This window comes from Dactylosporangium sp. CA-139114, assembly GCF_050955725.1.
Taxonomy (GTDB): domain Bacteria; phylum Actinomycetota; class Actinomycetes; order Mycobacteriales; family Micromonosporaceae; genus Dactylosporangium.
Window position 1 is genome coordinate 4,864,009 of sequence record NZ_CP192080.1, and the last position, 14,648, is coordinate 4,878,656.

The window sequence follows — 14,648 nt, forward strand, 5'->3', positions numbered from 1 at the left end:
CCACGGGTGTGCGGCGAGTGTCAGTGGCGGGCGACGAGGACCGGCGCCGCGGCGTGGTCCAGCACCTGCTGGGTCACCGAGCCGAGTCTGAGGTCGTCGAAGCCGCCCGTCCCACGCGGACCGAGCACGATCATGAGCGCGTCGCGGCCCTCGCCGAGCAGGGCCGCGGCTGGCGCGCCCTGGACGGTGCGCAGCTCGACCGGCACGGTGGGGTACTTGGCCCGCCACGGTTCCATCCCGGCGGCCAGCATGTCGTACGCCTCGGTGGCGCACCGGGTGAGGTCCGTGCCGCGGCCCCAGTGGTGGGCGGGTTCCTGCCAGGCGCGTACCGCGACCAGCGGCACACCGCGCGACATCGCCTCCGCGAACGCCAGCTCCACCGCGAACTCGGCGTGCGCGGAGCTGTCGGCGCCGACGACGATCGGCTGATGCCCTGGCAGCGGGACTTCCGGGCGGGCCCAGCGCTCCGCGTGGTGCACGACGAGCACGGGACAGTGCGCGTGCGCGGCCACCTGCAGGCCGACGGAGCCGACCCGCAGCGAGCCGAAGCCACCCACGCCCCGGCTGCCCACCACGAGGAGTGCGGCGGAACGCGACTGGTCGAGCAGCACACGAGCCGGGCTGCCGCGCCACGTGGACGTGGTGACGTGCAGGGCGGGGTGCCCGGCGCGGGCCTCGACCGCGGCGTGCAGGGCGACCTCGTGCTCGTCGGCGGCCCGTTCGAGGGGACCCGCGACGGCGACGGCGTGGGTGACCCGCAGCGGCTGCTCGTGGCGCACCGCCTCGTCCGCGGCCCAGCGGACCGCACCGAGGCCGGCCTGGGAGCCGTCGACACCCACGATCACCGGTCGGGGATTGGCGGTCATGACGACCTCCCGATGTCGGCGGACGCACCGCAGGGAAACTGCCTTCCACCTTCACCATGCCCCGGTACGCACCGCTGTAGCAGGGCACCCGGCCTGTTTTTCTGCACCGTGAGCTGTTCCGGGCCATCAGCGCCGGTCGAAGGCCCGCCGGTTCAGGAGCCGAAGTGGGCGGCGTCGAGCGCGGCCTGCAGGGAGCGGCGGTAGCCGTCGCTGGTGACGGTGGCGCCGGACACCGAGTCGATGTCGGCGCTCTGCGCCCGCAGGACCTCGTCGTGCAGCGCCGGCACCGCGTACGAGTTGATCTCCCGGTCGCGCCGGTTGCCGCTGGGCACCTGCAGCGCCACGACGTCGGTGATCCGGCCGCCGGAGATGCTCACCCGCACCTGGACCGGCCCCCAGCGGGTCTGCGAGACGGTGCCGTTGACGACCGTGGCGCCCGAGGAGGCGGATGAGCCCGACGGCGCGGGGGCGGGGCCGCCCGGCACCATGCCCGGCGCCGCACCGACCACGCCGGGCGCGTTCGGCGCCGTCGCGCCCATCGTGCTGGTGCGGTAGCTGAACAGCAGCACGACCGCCGCCACCGTGGACATCAGCCACAGCGTGATCCGCCTCATCCGTGCTCTCCTACCAGCTGAAACGCTCGGTGTGCAGGCGCTGCGGGGGTACACCGGCGCGCAGCACCGCCGCCGAGGCGGCGGCCATCCAGGCGTCCGGCCCGCAGACGTACACATGATGGTCGCGGATGCCGGGCACCCAGCGGGCCAGCTGGTCGTCCCGGAATCCCGCCGGGACCCAGGAGCCGTCCCGGGAGCGTGGCCCGACCAGGTGCCCGACCCGGAGCCGTCCGGCGGCGACCGCCGCGTCCAGCTCGCCGGTGAACAGCAGGTCGTCCGCGGTCCGGGCGCGGTAGAGCAGCGTCACCGGCACCCGGACCTCGTCGAGCAGCGCCCGCAGCGGCGTGATCCCGACCCCGCTGGCGAGCATGGTGATCGGGCGGCCGTCGGCGGGCGGCGCCGTCAACCGCCCGTACGGTCCCTCGATGATCACCTTCGTGCCGGGCCGGATCGTCGCCACCCGCCGGCTGCCCTCGCCGAGGTCCTTCACGGTCACCCGCAGCAGGCCCGGCCGGGGCGCGGCCGACAGTGAGTACGGGTTGGCCCGCGACCAGCCCGGCCCGTCGAGGAAGCGCCAGAGGAAGAACTGCCCGGGCCGCGCGGGCAGCCGGTGCAGATGGCGGCCGTGCAGGTAGACCGAGAACACCCCGGGGCCCTCGGGCACCACGGCGGCGACGACCGGCCGGTGCCGCAGCGTGCGCCAGGCCGGCAGGGCGAGCCGGAAGAGCGCGAGGCAGCCGGCCGCGACGAGGTAGAGCGTCCACCAGTACGCGCGGGCCGCCGTCGAGGAGACGAAGTCGGTGCCGGTCCACAGCTCGTGCGGGACGGCCAGGGCGATGCCGAGGTACGCGTACAGGTGCAGCAGGTGCCAGGACTCGTAGCGCAGCCGGCGGCGGGCCGCGCGCACCGACGTCACCACGACGAGCGTGAGCGCGGCCGACGCCGCGGCCGCCAGCAGCATCCCCGGGTAGGTCGTCACCAGCTGCCAGAGCTCGCCCACCGGGCCGGCGTCCTCGTTCGCCGCGTAGCCGACGGTGATCAGGACGATGTGCGCCAGCATCAGCTGAAAGGAGGTGAACCCGGTCCAGCGGTGCCACGCGGCGAGGCGGTCCTGGCCGAAGCTGCGTTCGACCCACGGCACGCGAGCCATGAGCAGCACCTGGACCAGCAGCAGATCGGCGCCGACCAGGCCGGTCAGGCGGCCCAGCGAGGTCAGGCCCGGCCCGAAGCCGGTGAGGTCCTGGACGCCCCGGTTGTGCACCCAGAGCGCCACGACCACGAGCATGCTGAGCATCGCCGCGGCGCCCACGACATCGGCCCACCACGCGCGCACCCGCCGTCGTCCCGGTCGCATCGCGCCACCGGGCGTCAGCGGATGGGGCCGCAGGCCGTTGACGGTGTCCGCCACGAAACGACCCTCCTCATCCGACGAACTCGCCGCCACTGTGCCCCGTGGTTCTTCGAGGATTCTTAGCCCGTCGCGTGCCAAGCTGGAGCCCGTGCTCAACGCCCCCGCACCGCCCAGACTGCTGCTGATCGAAGACGACCGGCGGCTGGCCGGCGTGCTGCAGGAGCTGCTGGCCGACGAGGGCTACCTCGTGGAGTGGGCCCGCGACGGGCAGGAGGGGCTGCATCTCGGGCTGTCCCGCTCCTACGACGTCATCGTGCTCGACCGGCGCCTCCCCGCGATCGAGGGGCTGGACCTGCTGCGCCGGTTGCGCGGGCGCGGCGTCACCACGGCGGCGCTCGTGCTCACCGCCCGGGGCACCGTCACCGACCGGGTCGAGGGGCTCGACGCCGGGGCCGAGGACTACCTGACCAAGCCCTTCGACGCCGAGGAGCTGCTGGCCCGGCTGCGGGCCCTGCGCCGCCGCCACCGCGAGCGGGCCGACCGGCTGTCGATCGGGCACCGGTGGCTCGACGTGACGACCCGCCAGGTGCACGACCAGTCGGGCGACGTGGTGGCGCTGTCGGACCGCGAGTGCGCGCTGCTGCAGACGCTCGCCGCGCGGCCGCATCAGGTGTTCACCCGCAGCGACCTGCGCACGCTCGTGTTCGACGCGGCCGAGAACCCGGGTGTCGTCGACACCTACGTGCACTACCTGCGCCGCAAGCTGGGCCGCCCGGTGATCCGCACGGTGCGCGGCCTCGGCTACCAGATCGGCACCGCATGACGGCCGATCCCGAGTCGCGCCTGCTGCGCCGGGCCACCGCCGCGATCGCCGTGCAGGTCGCCGCCGCCGTCGCCGCGACCGTCGTCCTGGTCAGCGTGCTGGCGTTCTCGCTGACCATCCGGGCCGAGCACCGGGCCGAGGAGCACACCGTCCGCGAGCAGACCCTCCACGCCGGCGCGGACCTGACCGGGACCGAAGGCGTGGTACTGCTGCGCCGCGCACCGGACGGCGTCGTCACGGCGGGTAGCGGCACGCCACCCGCCGTCCTGCGCACCGACGTCACCGGCCTGCGGCCCGGGCGCGGCAACGCGACGATCGGTGACCGGCACTTCGAGGTCTACGTGGTGGATCGCGCCGACGGCGGCCGGACCGTCGGCCTGCTCGACGTCACCGCCCGCGAGGAGTCCGGCGAGCGCCTGATCGAGTCCCTGCTGGTCGCCGGCCTGATCGGGATCGTCGCGGCGGCATCGGTCGGCGCCGTCCTCGGCCGGCGGGCGGTGCGGCCGCTGGCGCGCGCCCTGTCGTTGCAGCGCCGCTTCGTGGCCGATGCCAGCCACGAGCTGCGCACGCCCCTGGCCGTGCTGCACACCCGCGCCGAGCTGCTGCAGCGGCGCCTCAACCGGGACGCCGACGCCGAGCGGATACGCGCCGAGGTGGCCGAGCTGGTGGCCGACACCCACGCGCTCGGCGAGGTCGTCGACGACCTGCTGCTGTCCGCGGAACTGTCGCACCGGCCGGCCGGGGGCATGGTGTTCGACGCCGCCGACCTGGCGCGGGAGCTTGCCGCGTCGGTGGAGCCGTACGCCGCCGCGCAGCACGTCACCCTGCGCACGGACATCGGTGCCGGACCCATGGAGGTGACCGGGGTGCGCTCCTCGCTGCGCCGGGCCCTCGCGGCGCTGATCGACAATGCCCTCGCCCACGTGAGCGCGGGTGGCATCGTCACGGTCGCCGTCGACCGGGTGGACGACCGCGTCTGTCTGGCGGTCGTCGATGACGGCGTGGGGCTCGACCCGGCCCGGGCCGGGCACCTGCTGGCCCGATTCGCGCGGGGTGACCACCCCGTCGACCGGCCGGGGCGCCGCTTCGGGCTCGGCCTGGCGCTGGTCCAGGAGGTGGTCGACGCACACGGCGGGCAGCTGCGCATCGACGGGCGCCCCGGGCACGGCGCCCGCTTCACCATGCTCCTTCCGGCGGGCGCCGGCCTGGGGTGAAGCCGGCGCGTCAGCCGCGCCGGCGCGCCGCCACCACCGCGTCGTGCAGCGTCTCGTGGAACGCCCGGCCGGCCGGGTCGTCGCCGAGCGCGAGGAACCAGGACACGGCGCGGGCACCGTCCCATCGGGCCTCGACGCTGAAGCCGGTGTCGAGGACGAGCTGCGGGTCCTGGCGCCGGATCGCGGCGATGTCGGCCAGGAGGGTCGACTTGACGACGACGCCGCGCTCGGCGCCCGCGGTGAGCACGATCAGCGCGTGCGGCAGCAGCAGCCCGACGGTGCGGTGCTCGGGCTCGCCGCGGCGCAACAGCCCGCGTCGCTTGAGGCTGACCGAGCGTGTGTCGACAACGGCCACCGGGGCGACGGCGCCGAGCAGACGCTCCTCGGCGTGCCGCTCGACGGCCTGGCGCAGGGCGGGGTCGAGGTCGGCGTAGGCGAGGGTCCGGCTGCTGCGGTCGTAGAGGCGCATGGTCACGACCGGTATGGTCCCGCCTTCCCGCTGATCACGCGGTCGTGGAACGGACACACCGCACGCTGCCGTCCGGCGGCGGCCGGCGCCGCCGGGCACTTCGGCCTGCTCCGCGACCGCACCGTCACCATGGCTCGGGCGCCGCGGCTCGCTTTCACCCGTTGCCGAGGTGTTGGCGGCGCGGCGGCCGGAACGCGCCCACGGGCCGATGCGGCTCGTGGGCGCCTCGGTACACCGCGGTCGCGTGCCGGTGCCGATCCGCGTGGCGCATGCGCCGCTCGTCCTGCCGGGCGAGCCGGGAGGCGACGCAGAAGGACGCCACCGCGCAGGCGAACAGCAGGACGGCGAGGACGAGGACGCCGGCCGTTGCCATCTTGACCACCTCGACGCCGGAGCGGTTCCAAAGCTCAAAGCTAGCTCGGCAGGAGGCCCGCCAGCTTCCGGGCGGCCAGGAGTCGAGGCCGAGTTCGGACGTTAGCCAGCGGTCGGTGCGGGTAGGGCGCGCGATGCCGCGTTCGGCGCGGCTTCGTTGCATGTTTGGCCGTGGGGAGTCGGGGTGGCCGAGACCAATACCGAGACCGAGACCGAGACCGTAGCCGAGACCGAGACCGAGACTGATACCGGCGTCAGCGAGGACCAGGAGCCGGTGGCCGCACCACGGCCGGCTCGTCGCCGGGAGCTGTGGCTGTCCGTGGCCGTGGCGGCCGTGGTGCTCATCGCCGGTGGATTCGTCACGTTCAGGTTGGCCAGGCCGGTGCCGGCGCCGCAGATCGTGCAGACCGTCGCGCAGACCTACGCGATCCCGGGCGCCGCACCGGGGCTGCCGTGGCCGAAGGCCGGGCAGGCGGCGGTCGATGTCGACGGATTCGGGCGGGTGGGCACCTCCGGCGGTTCCCGGCCCGTGCCGATCGCCAGCGTCGCCAAGGTGATGACCGCGTACCTCATCCTGCGCGACCATCCCCTGCGCCTGGACGAGGACGGCCCCACGCTGACCGTCTCGGCCGAGGAGGCCGCCACCTACCCGTCCCAGTTCGCCTCCGGCGAGTCGGTGGTCCGGGTGGTGGCCGGCGAGACACTCACCGAGCGGCAGGCGCTCGTGGCCCTGCTGCTGCCCTCGGCCAACAACATCGCCCACATCCTGGCCCGGTGGGACGCCGGTGACGACGTCGCGTTCGTGACCAAGATGAACCAGGCCGCGGCCCAGCTCGGGATGGCGAACACGCACTACACCGATCCGTCCGGACTCGAAGCGGCCACCGTCAGCACCGCCGCCGACCAGGCCACCCTGGGCCGGCTGGCGATGCAGGTGCCGGTGTTCGCGCAGATCGTGGCGCTGCCGCAGGCCGCGCTCCCCGTCGTCGGGCAGGTCAGCAACGTCAACACACAGCTGTTCCAGGACGGCATCATCGGCATCAAGACCGGATTCACCGACGAGGCCGGCGGCTGCCTGCTCTTCGCGGCCGAGATCTCCGCGGAAGGTCGCCGGTTCAAGGTCATCGGCGCGGTGCTCGCACCCGGTCCGAACATGACGGACGCCTTCGAGGCCGCCCGTCGCCTGATCCAGGCCAGCAGCGGTCTGCTGCACCGGTATCGGGTCGTGGGCGCCGGCGACGTCGTGGCGACGGTCCGGGGGCCGATGGGCAGGAGCACGACGCTCGTCCCGGGCGGCGACGTGAGCGTGCTCGGCTGGCCCGGCCTGACCTACCGGATCGAGACGCTGGGCAGCGTGCGGGGTCGCATCGCGGCGGGGGCCGGCGTCGGGACGCTCAAGCTCACCGCCTCGGACACGGCCGTGACCGCCGCCCTCCAGGCCACGCACACGCTGAATCCACCCAGCCAGTGGGAGAGAATCACCCACATGTGAGCGGCGATGACGACGACGCCGCCTGCTCGCCGCGAGGATTTCTCTGCCGAACGGGCGATGAGCAGGCGGCGTGGGAGGGCCCCCGCCGGGGCCCGTCCGTGCCACGCTGGACCTGTAGGTGCGTGGCAACGCGGATCGCGTATCGCTCCCGGCCGCCGAGGAGGCGATGATGCCGACCAGAATCATCCTTGGCTACGACGGTTCCCCGGCAGCGACGGCGGCGATCGAGGCCGGCGCTCGGCTGTTCCCGCAGGCGAGTGCGTGGGTGGCGCACCTGTGGACGCCACCGTTCGGCAGCGCGAGCTTGCGCGACCGGCTGTGGACCGGCGCCGAGCACGTCGACGAGTTCGTCGAGGCGGTCGAGCGAGAGGGCCGACGGGAGGCCGACCGAATGGCGGCTGTCGGTGTCACCCTCGCCACGGCCGCCGGTTGGCCCGCCGAACCACTCGTCGTGTCCAGCTACGGTGGGGAAGGCCTGCGGTTCGCCGAGCTCGCCGAGCGCGTCGACGCCGATCTCGCCCTGGTCGGATCGCGAGGGCTCGGCGGCACTCGAGCGGTGCTGGGCAGCGTGTCGGACATGGTCGTGCACTTCACGTCCCGGCCCGTCCTCGTCGTCCCGTATCCACTGCTGATCCACGAATTCGCAGCCTTGGCCGCGGGACCGGTGCTCGTCGGGTACGACGGCTCGGCCGGGGCACAGACGGCGCTGACGACCGCGGGCCGGCTGTTTCCGACCCGGACGCTGCTGCCGGCGACGGTGCAGGACGCTCAGGACACCGACGAGGCACCCCATCCGCCGCCGGCGGGCAACCGTGCGGCGGCGCGGCTGCGGCCGGCCGGCGGGCAGGGACCGCACGGACGTTCGGTTGCCGCGGCGCTGGCGGCATGTGCCCGCCAGCACGCGGCGGCCGTGCTGGTCGTCGGGTCGCGCGGCCGCTCGGCCGTTCGTGAGATTCTGCTCGGCAGCGTGGCGATGGCCGCGTTGCACCACGCTCATCTGCCGGTGCTCGTCGTGCGGACAACCTCCGCGGGGGTCGAGCACGAACCCGCCGGGGCGGGAACGCAGCCGGCCGCAGCACTGTGAACAGGCACGGGTCAGGGTATGCGTACCGGCCCGCCGGCGCCGGTGGAGAACCAGCCGCCCGTGTCGTTGGTGTCGAAGCCTCCGTCGAGGACCTTCTCGCGCGGATCTTCAGCCATGCATCCGACGGTGCCCGTGCCGGCACCCCGGCGGCCTCACCCCGGCCGGCGGTTCGCGTCAGGTTCTCCATGACACGGTAAGCCGCAGCCGCACCGCGGAGTTCCAGGCCGGCAGGAGGCGGGTCCCGCCGCCGGTCACCCTCGGCGGACGAATCTGTCGCGCCGCCGACGGGCTCGGTCAACCCCACGTCGGCGCACTCGACCCGGCCGGGAGCCGCCCGGCCAGGGTGCAGACGGGCGCATGTCCGGCACGGATCAGCTCGAGGACGCGGGCGGTATAGCCGTGGCGGTACACCGACGTGCCGTCGCGTCTCGGTAGGGTCATCCGGGCCGACGGTGGTGGCATTGGCGGCTACGGATCGATGGTCCCGTTTCTGAAATGGTCGCCGGCTCCGCACGGAAGGCTCGGCCGGACGTGGGTGCCGCGCGCCGAAACCCTGCCAGCGCGGCGAACGAGGAGATGTGATGCGCGAGGTCCGGCGGTTGTTCGCCGTGCTGCCGCGGGGCGACCGTGCCCTCGCGGCCGCCTGGTGGGGGCTGGTCGCGTTCGGCGGTCTGCTGCCGTCGGCGTTCAGCGTGACGATCGGCGTGCTGGTCTCGGCGCTCCAGCGCGGGGACAGCCCGCGGACACCGCTGGTGCTGCTCGGCGCGGTGTTCGTCGCCGGTCTGGTGCAGGCGCCGATCCTGAGCCAGGTCGGCGCGAACCTCGGCGACCGCGTCGCGCTGTACCTGCACCGGCACCTGCTGGTGGCCGCGACCGCTCCGCAGGGCATCGAGCACCTGGAGTCGCCTGAGCGGGCCGGCGACCTGGCGGTCGCGCGAGACTTCGACACCGGCATGTCCGGGCCGCGGCTGTCGCTGTCGCTGGGCATCATCTCCGGCGGGCTGGTCATGATCGTCACCGGCGCGATCCAGGCGTTGCTGCTGTTCGGACTGGCCTGGTGGGCCCCGCTGCTCATCGGCGCGGCCTGGGCCTCGACCCACGTGCTCCTGCGCGAGAGCACCTCGTGGGACCTCACCCAGGACGAGGTCCGCGCCAGCCAGCAGCGGGCGGAGTACACCTACAGCCTGGGCGTCGCCGGCCCGGCGGCGAAGGAGATCCGGGTCTTCGGCCTCGCCGACTGGCTGGCCGGCCGGTTCGTCGCGACCCGGCGGGACCTCGTCGACCGGCGGCTGCACTCCACGCGGGTGCGGCAGCGTCCGCTGCGCTGGGCGCTGCTGATCCTGCTCGCGGCCAACGCCGTGCTCTTCTGGTGGATCGCCCGGCAGGCGGGCGCGGGCCGCATCGACAGCGGTCGCGTCGTCGTGTTCGCCCAGGCCGCCGTCGGGGCCAGCCTCATCGCCTTCGGCGGGTTCAACTGGGCCCTCGCGCTGGCCGCCGACAACGTCGAGGCGGTGCTGCGCGCCGGGCGGGGCATGGCCGGGACCGGCGCGCTGCCGTCCGGCGCGGCGGACGCCGAGGGTCTACCGGCCGTCGAGATCCGGTTCCGCGACGTGCGGTTCACCTATCCGGGCCAGGACCACGAGGTGCTGTCCGGCCTGGATCTGGTCATCCCGGCCGGCACGTCGCTCGCCGTCGTCGGGCGCAACGGCCAGGGCAAAACCACCCTCATCAAGCTGCTGTGCCGCCTCTACGACCCGACGTCCGGGCAGATCCTCGTGGACGGCAAGGACCTGCGGGAGTTCGACGTCTCCTCGTGGCGGCGCCGGCTGACCGCGGTCTTCCAGGACTTCGCACGATACGAGCTGCCCCTGCGGGAGAACGTCGCGCCGCTCGCAGCGCCGGACGAGGTGGTGCTGGCCGCGCTCGCCGACGCCGGCGCGGCCGGCCTCCGCCGGCTCGACACGGTGCTGGCGCCCGGGTACGACGACGGCACCGACCTGTCCGGCGGCCAGTGGCAGCGGGTGGCGATCGCCAGGGCCCTCGCGGCGGTGCGCCAGGGCGCCGGGGTGGTCGTGCTCGACGAGCCGACGGCCCAGCTCGACGTCCGCGGCGAGGCCGAGATCTTCGACCGGGTCCTGGCCGCCACCGGGGCCTGCACCACGCTGCTGATCTCGCACCGGTTCTCGACCGTGCGGCACGCGGACCGCATCTGCGTGCTCAGCGACGGCCGGGTGGCCGAGCTCGGCACCCACGACGAGCTCATGGCCCTCGGCGGCAGCTATCGCCTCATGTTCGACATGCAGGCGTCCCGGTTCGACGAGGAGGACACGCACCGTGCCAGCCGTTGACCAGTTGCCGTCGTCGCCGCGGTCACTGGCCCTGTCGTTGCGGCTGGGGCTGCGGGCCCAGCCCGTCCTCATGGTGGCGGCGTTCGCCGTGACCGTGCTCGGGGCCGCGCCCGACGCGCTGCTCGCCCTGGCGCTGTCGCGGCTCGTGGCCGCCACCGCCGACGGCGACGCGCGCCGGATCGCCGTCGCCGCCGCGGCCCTCGCCGCCCTCGTGACCGCGACCTGGCTGCTCGGCCTCGGCGCGGGACGGATCAACACGCGGCTGACCGACCGCGCCGCCGTCGACGTCGAGGCGTACATGGTGCGGCTGCACGCCAGGATCCCGACGATCGAGCATCACGAGCGCGCCGAATACGTCGACCGGCTCGCGCTCCTGCGCGATCACGCGTCGGCGCTCAGCCAGCTGTACCAGATGCTGTTCTCCAATCTCGGGGTCGTCCTACGGCTGTGCATCACCGTCGGGCTGCTCGCCTCGATCCGCCCCTGGTTGTTGCTGCTCGTGCTGCTGGCGATCCCGCCGGTGCTCGTGTCGGACTGGCGCGGCAAGGTGGAGAAGCGGGCCGAGGAGGCCGGGGCGCAGGCCGAGCGGCGGGCCCGGAGCCTCTTCCTGCTGGGCACCACCCCGCAGGCGGCCAAGGAGGTGCGGGTCGGGCGGCTGCAGGAGCGTCTCGTGGAGCTGGCGGAGACCTCGTGGTGCGCGCGGTACCGGGGGATGGCCCGGGCCAGGACGGTCTCCGCGGTCTGGCTGTCGGCGGCCTACGCGGTCCTCGGTGCCGCCCTCGTGGCCGGCGTCGCCTTCGTCGCCACCGGCCCCGACGCCGCCGCGGCCGCCGTGCTGACCCTCGCCGCGGGCAGCCGGCTGTCGCAGTACCTCGGCCAGGCCGTCCGCGACATCCACCTGTTCCGGGTCATCTGGCTCGACGGTGCCCGCCGGCTCACCTGGCTCGACGACTACGCCCGCGCCGCGGCGCAGGCCGGCGACGTCCCGCCTCCGGAGAGGCTGCGCCAGGGCATCCGAGTCGAGGACCTCACGTTCCGGTACCCGGGCGCCGACCGCGCCGTGCTGGAGCACGTGACCCTGGACCTGCCGGCCGGCGCCGTCGTGGCGATCGTCGGCGAGAACGGGGCCGGCAAGTCGACGCTCGTGAAGCTGCTGTGCCGGTACTACGCCCCCACCGCCGGGCGCATCACCGTCGACGGCACCGACCTCGCGGCCGTCGCACCGGCGGCCTGGCAGGAGCGCGTCGCCGGGACGTTCCAGGACTTCGTGAAGTTCGAGTACCCGGTCCGGGAGGCGGTCGGCGTCGGCGACCTGCGCCGCGACGACCCCGGCGCGCTGCCGGACGCCCTGGCCCGCGCGGGCGCGACCGACCTCGTCGCCGGCCTGCCGCGGGGCCTCGACACGCAGCTCGGCGCGGCTTGGGCCGGCGGCGTCGACCTGTCGCACGGGCAGTGGCAGAAGATCGCGCTGGCCCGCGGGTTCATGCGACGCCGCCCGCTGCTGCTCGTGCTCGACGAACCGTCCTCGGCGCTCGACGCCGTCGCCGAGTGGGAGCTGTTCGAGCGCTACGCCGCCGCGGCCCGGGAGCCCGACGCCGGCGCGTCGGGGCGCATCACGCTGCTCGTGTCGCACCGGTTCTCCACCATACGGATGGCCGACCTCATCGTGGTCATCGACGGCTCCCGCCTGGTCGAGCACGGCACCCACCAGGAGCTCATGCGGCGCGACGGCCTCTACGCGCAGCTGTACGGCATCCAGGCCGGCGCCTACGCCGACAGCCGGCCGGGGGCGCGGGCGTGACCGCCGTCCCGATCGTGTTCGCGGCCGGCGACTCGCAGCGTGAGCCGGGCGCCGAGCGGCATCGTCATCGGCCGGCCCGCGCTTGCGCCGCGGTGCCGACCCGGCCGTCGCGCACGATGACGAGCCGGTCGGCGTACCCGGCCACCTGGCTGTCGCGGGTCACCAGCAGCACGGTGACGGCCTCCTCGCGGGCCAGCGCGACGAGCAGGTCCATCACGGCCTTGCCGGTGACCGGGTCCAGCGACCCGGTCGGCTCGTCGGCGAAGAGCACGCGCGGGCGGATGGCCAGCGCCCGGGCGACGGCGACCCGCTGGGCCTGGCCGCCGGACAGCTCGCCGGTCCGCCGCCGGCCGAGGCCGCCGAGCCCGAGCCGGTCCAGCCAGCTCGCGGCGGTCGCGTACGCCGTGTTCCGGCGGACCTTGTTCAGCAGCAGCGGCAGGGCGATGGTGTCCGCGACGGTCAGCTCCGGCGCCAGCCGGCCGAACTGGAAGACGAACCCGAACGCGGCGCGCCGCAGCTTCGTGCGGGCCGGCTCGGGCAGGGTGTCGAGCCGCCGGCCGTCGTAGTGCACCTCGCCGCTGTCGGGCGTGAAGATGCCGGACAGGCAGTGCAGCAGCGTGGACTTGCCGGAGCCGCTGGGGCCCAGCACGGCCAGGATCTCGCCGGGCGCCGCGGCGACGGTGGCGCCGCGCAGCGCCGGGGTCGTGCCGAACGACCGGGCGACGTCCCGGGCCTCGATCATGCTCATGCCTGGACGCTATGGGCCGCACGGGTCGCCGCGCGTCGATCGGTGCTCCGACATCGGCCGGTCCGTGGGTACGACGACGCGGCGGGGTCCTACCAGCGATGTACGACCGCAGGCCCGTAGCGTGCTGCCGGCGGACGATGTGCCGGGCGGGCGGACTTTGCCAGACTGGTCCGGTGAGCCTGACGTCGATCCGCGAACAGCTGCGAACCGGTCCGGTGACCCCGCCGGCGCAGTCGCGGTGGGCGCTGGCCGCGGATGTCGTGCTGGCGGTGGCCCTCGCGGGCGGGGCGTACTTCGGGTTCGCCCTGCGCGTCGAGGGCATCCCCACGACGGCGTCGAACGGGCCGCCGCCGCCGGTGGCCCCCGGTGCGACCGGACCGCCGGACGTCGTGGTGCCGTACTTCACGTCGCTTCCGTGGCCGCAGGCGCTGCTGTGGGGCCTGGTGGTCGGGCTGGCCACGCTGCCCGTGGCGGCCCGGCGCCGCTACCCGCTCACGGTGTTCTGGATCGTGCTGCTGGCGGCGACCGCGTACCACCGGTCGCCCGGCTTCGGCGATCCGCTGTTCACGTTCGCCGCGTGCGTTGTCGCCGCGTACAGCGCGGTGATGCACAGCCCGTACCGCATCCCCGCCGTGGTCAGCGTGGTGCTCGGCGGGATCACCATGGTGCTGCACCGGGCCAGCCTGCCGATCAACCAGCCGGCCCTGCTGCTGGTCCTGATCCTCGTGCCGGTCGGGCTCGCGGCGAACGCCGTGCACGGGCTGCAGCAGCGGGTGCGGATGGCGGAGGCGCAACGGGAGGCCGAGGCGACGGTGGCGGTACAGCGGGAGCGCGCCCGGATCGCCCAGGAACTGCACGACGTGGTGACGCACAACGTGAGCGTCATGGTGGTGCAGGCGGTCGCGGCCCGCCGCGTGTTGTCGGTGGCGCCGGACAAGGTCGACCAGGCCCTGGCGGCCATCGAGTCGGGCGGCCGCGCCGCGATGAACGAACTGCGGCACGTCATGGGGCTGCTGACCATGGACGGCGACGAGCCCGGCCCGGACGAGCCGGAGGTCGAGCCGCCGTCGCCCGGCCTGGACCGGATACCGGAGCTCGTCGCCCGGGTCCGCGACGCCGGCACGCCCGTGGAGGTCATCGTCGAGGGCGACCCGCGGCCGCTGCCGCCCGGGGTCGACCTCGCGGCGTACCGGGTCGTGCAGGAGGCGCTCACCAACGCCATGAAGCACGCGGCGGGCGCGGCGGTGCGCGTCCGCATCGAGCACCGGCCCGCGCAGGTGCGCGTCGAGGTCACCGACGACGGCGGTAGCACCGGCCCGGCGGCCCCGGCCGGCGACGGCCGCGGTCTCATCGGACTACGGGAACGGCTCGCGGTCTACGGCGGGACCCTCGCCGGCGGGCCACTGCCGACCGGCGGCTTCCGGGTCCACGCGACGATCCCGGTGCAGCGGTCGTGACCACGGACC

13 protein-coding genes are annotated in these 14,648 nt (G+C 74.5%); 7 read left to right on the top strand and 6 right to left on the bottom strand.

What is annotated here, in order from left to right:
• Positions 1-20: 20 nt before the first annotated feature.
• The 3 genes from ACQP2P_RS22055 to ACQP2P_RS22065 form a co-directional block, all read right to left on the bottom strand.
• Positions 21-866, bottom strand: coding sequence for a universal stress protein (locus ACQP2P_RS22055; protein WP_433618737.1), 846 nt, complete (start codon positions 864-866; stop codon positions 21-23).
• Between the two features lie 152 nt (positions 867-1,018).
• On the bottom strand, positions 1,019-1,480 hold the full coding sequence (locus ACQP2P_RS22060) for an FMN-binding protein (RefSeq protein WP_433618739.1): 462 nt from the start codon (positions 1,478-1,480) through the stop codon (positions 1,019-1,021).
• A 10-nt stretch (positions 1,481-1,490) separates the two neighbouring features.
• Positions 1,491-2,888, bottom strand: a complete 1,398-nt coding sequence (locus tag ACQP2P_RS22065; RefSeq protein WP_433618741.1) for a ferredoxin reductase family protein — start codon at positions 2,886-2,888, stop codon at positions 1,491-1,493.
• Positions 2,889-2,979: 91 nt separating this feature from the next.
• On the opposite strand from ACQP2P_RS22065, the gene ACQP2P_RS22070 reads away from it, so the two are divergent.
• Both ACQP2P_RS22070 and ACQP2P_RS22075 read left to right on the top strand, forming a co-directional pair.
• Positions 2,980-3,654, top strand: coding sequence for a response regulator transcription factor (locus tag ACQP2P_RS22070; RefSeq protein ID WP_433618743.1), 675 nt, complete (start codon positions 2,980-2,982; stop codon positions 3,652-3,654).
• Positions 3,651-4,868, top strand: a complete 1,218-nt coding sequence (locus tag ACQP2P_RS22075; protein ID WP_433618745.1) for a sensor histidine kinase — start codon at positions 3,651-3,653, stop codon at positions 4,866-4,868. Before ACQP2P_RS22070 ends, ACQP2P_RS22075 begins: the two co-directional genes overlap by 4 nt.
• A gap of 10 nt (positions 4,869-4,878) precedes the next feature.
• On the opposite strand, the gene ACQP2P_RS22080 is transcribed toward ACQP2P_RS22075, so the two are convergent.
• Positions 4,879-5,343, bottom strand: a complete 465-nt coding sequence (locus ACQP2P_RS22080; RefSeq protein ID WP_433618747.1) for a hypothetical protein — start codon at positions 5,341-5,343, stop codon at positions 4,879-4,881.
• A 148-nt stretch (positions 5,344-5,491) separates the two neighbouring features.
• A complete protein-coding gene (locus ACQP2P_RS22085; RefSeq protein WP_433618749.1) occupies positions 5,492-5,710 on the bottom strand; it encodes a hypothetical protein in 219 nt (72 codons plus the stop codon).
• 183 nt (positions 5,711-5,893) lie between these two features.
• On the opposite strand from ACQP2P_RS22085, the gene ACQP2P_RS22090 reads away from it, so the two are divergent.
• From ACQP2P_RS22090 to ACQP2P_RS22105, 4 genes are all read left to right on the top strand, one after another.
• Complete coding sequence (locus tag ACQP2P_RS22090; RefSeq protein ID WP_433618751.1) at positions 5,894-7,201, top strand: D-alanyl-D-alanine carboxypeptidase family protein; 1,308 nt, start codon at positions 5,894-5,896, stop codon at positions 7,199-7,201.
• 166 nt (positions 7,202-7,367) lie between these two features.
• Positions 7,368-8,285, top strand: a complete 918-nt coding sequence (locus tag ACQP2P_RS22095) for a universal stress protein (protein WP_433618753.1) — start codon at positions 7,368-7,370, stop codon at positions 8,283-8,285.
• A 581-nt stretch (positions 8,286-8,866) separates the two neighbouring features.
• Positions 8,867-10,633 (top strand): ABC transporter ATP-binding protein, encoded by a 1,767-nt coding sequence (locus ACQP2P_RS22100; protein WP_433618755.1) that lies wholly within the window; start codon positions 8,867-8,869, stop codon positions 10,631-10,633.
• Positions 10,620-12,434 carry an ABC transporter ATP-binding protein gene (locus ACQP2P_RS22105; RefSeq protein ID WP_433618758.1) on the top strand — a complete coding sequence of 605 codons (1,815 nt, stop codon included), beginning with the start codon at positions 10,620-10,622 and terminating at the stop codon, positions 12,432-12,434. Before ACQP2P_RS22100 ends, ACQP2P_RS22105 begins: the two co-directional genes overlap by 14 nt.
• A 64-nt stretch (positions 12,435-12,498) precedes the next feature.
• Here ACQP2P_RS22105 and ACQP2P_RS22110 read toward each other — a convergent pair whose 3' ends face one another.
• The gene (locus ACQP2P_RS22110; RefSeq protein ID WP_433618760.1) at positions 12,499-13,182 is read right to left on the bottom strand and encodes an ABC transporter ATP-binding protein; all 684 of its coding nucleotides are present in this window, start codon (positions 13,180-13,182) and stop codon (positions 12,499-12,501) included.
• A gap of 173 nt (positions 13,183-13,355) precedes the next feature.
• Between ACQP2P_RS22110 and ACQP2P_RS22115 the strand changes: the two genes are divergently transcribed.
• Complete coding sequence (locus tag ACQP2P_RS22115) at positions 13,356-14,639, top strand: sensor histidine kinase (protein WP_433618762.1); 1,284 nt, start codon at positions 13,356-13,358, stop codon at positions 14,637-14,639.
• Positions 14,640-14,648 lie beyond the last annotated feature (9 nt).

Excerpts from the sequence above, each read along its gene's own strand:
- ACQP2P_RS22055 (WP_433618737.1), bottom strand. The coding sequence starts at position 866 with ATGACCGCCAATCCCCGACCGGTGATCGTGGGTGTCGACGGCTCCCAG.
- ACQP2P_RS22060 (WP_433618739.1), bottom strand. The coding sequence starts at position 1,480 with ATGAGGCGGATCACGCTGTGGCTGATGTCCACGGTGGCGGCGGTCGTG.
- ACQP2P_RS22075 (WP_433618745.1), top strand. The coding sequence starts at position 3,651 with ATGACGGCCGATCCCGAGTCGCGCCTGCTGCGCCGGGCCACCGCCGCG.
- ACQP2P_RS22085 (WP_433618749.1), bottom strand. The coding sequence starts at position 5,710 with ATGGCAACGGCCGGCGTCCTCGTCCTCGCCGTCCTGCTGTTCGCCTGC.
- ACQP2P_RS22095 (WP_433618753.1), top strand. The coding sequence starts at position 7,368 with ATGATGCCGACCAGAATCATCCTTGGCTACGACGGTTCCCCGGCAGCG.
- ACQP2P_RS22100 (WP_433618755.1), top strand. The coding sequence starts at position 8,867 with ATGCGCGAGGTCCGGCGGTTGTTCGCCGTGCTGCCGCGGGGCGACCGT.
- ACQP2P_RS22110 (WP_433618760.1), bottom strand. The coding sequence starts at position 13,182 with ATGAGCATGATCGAGGCCCGGGACGTCGCCCGGTCGTTCGGCACGACC.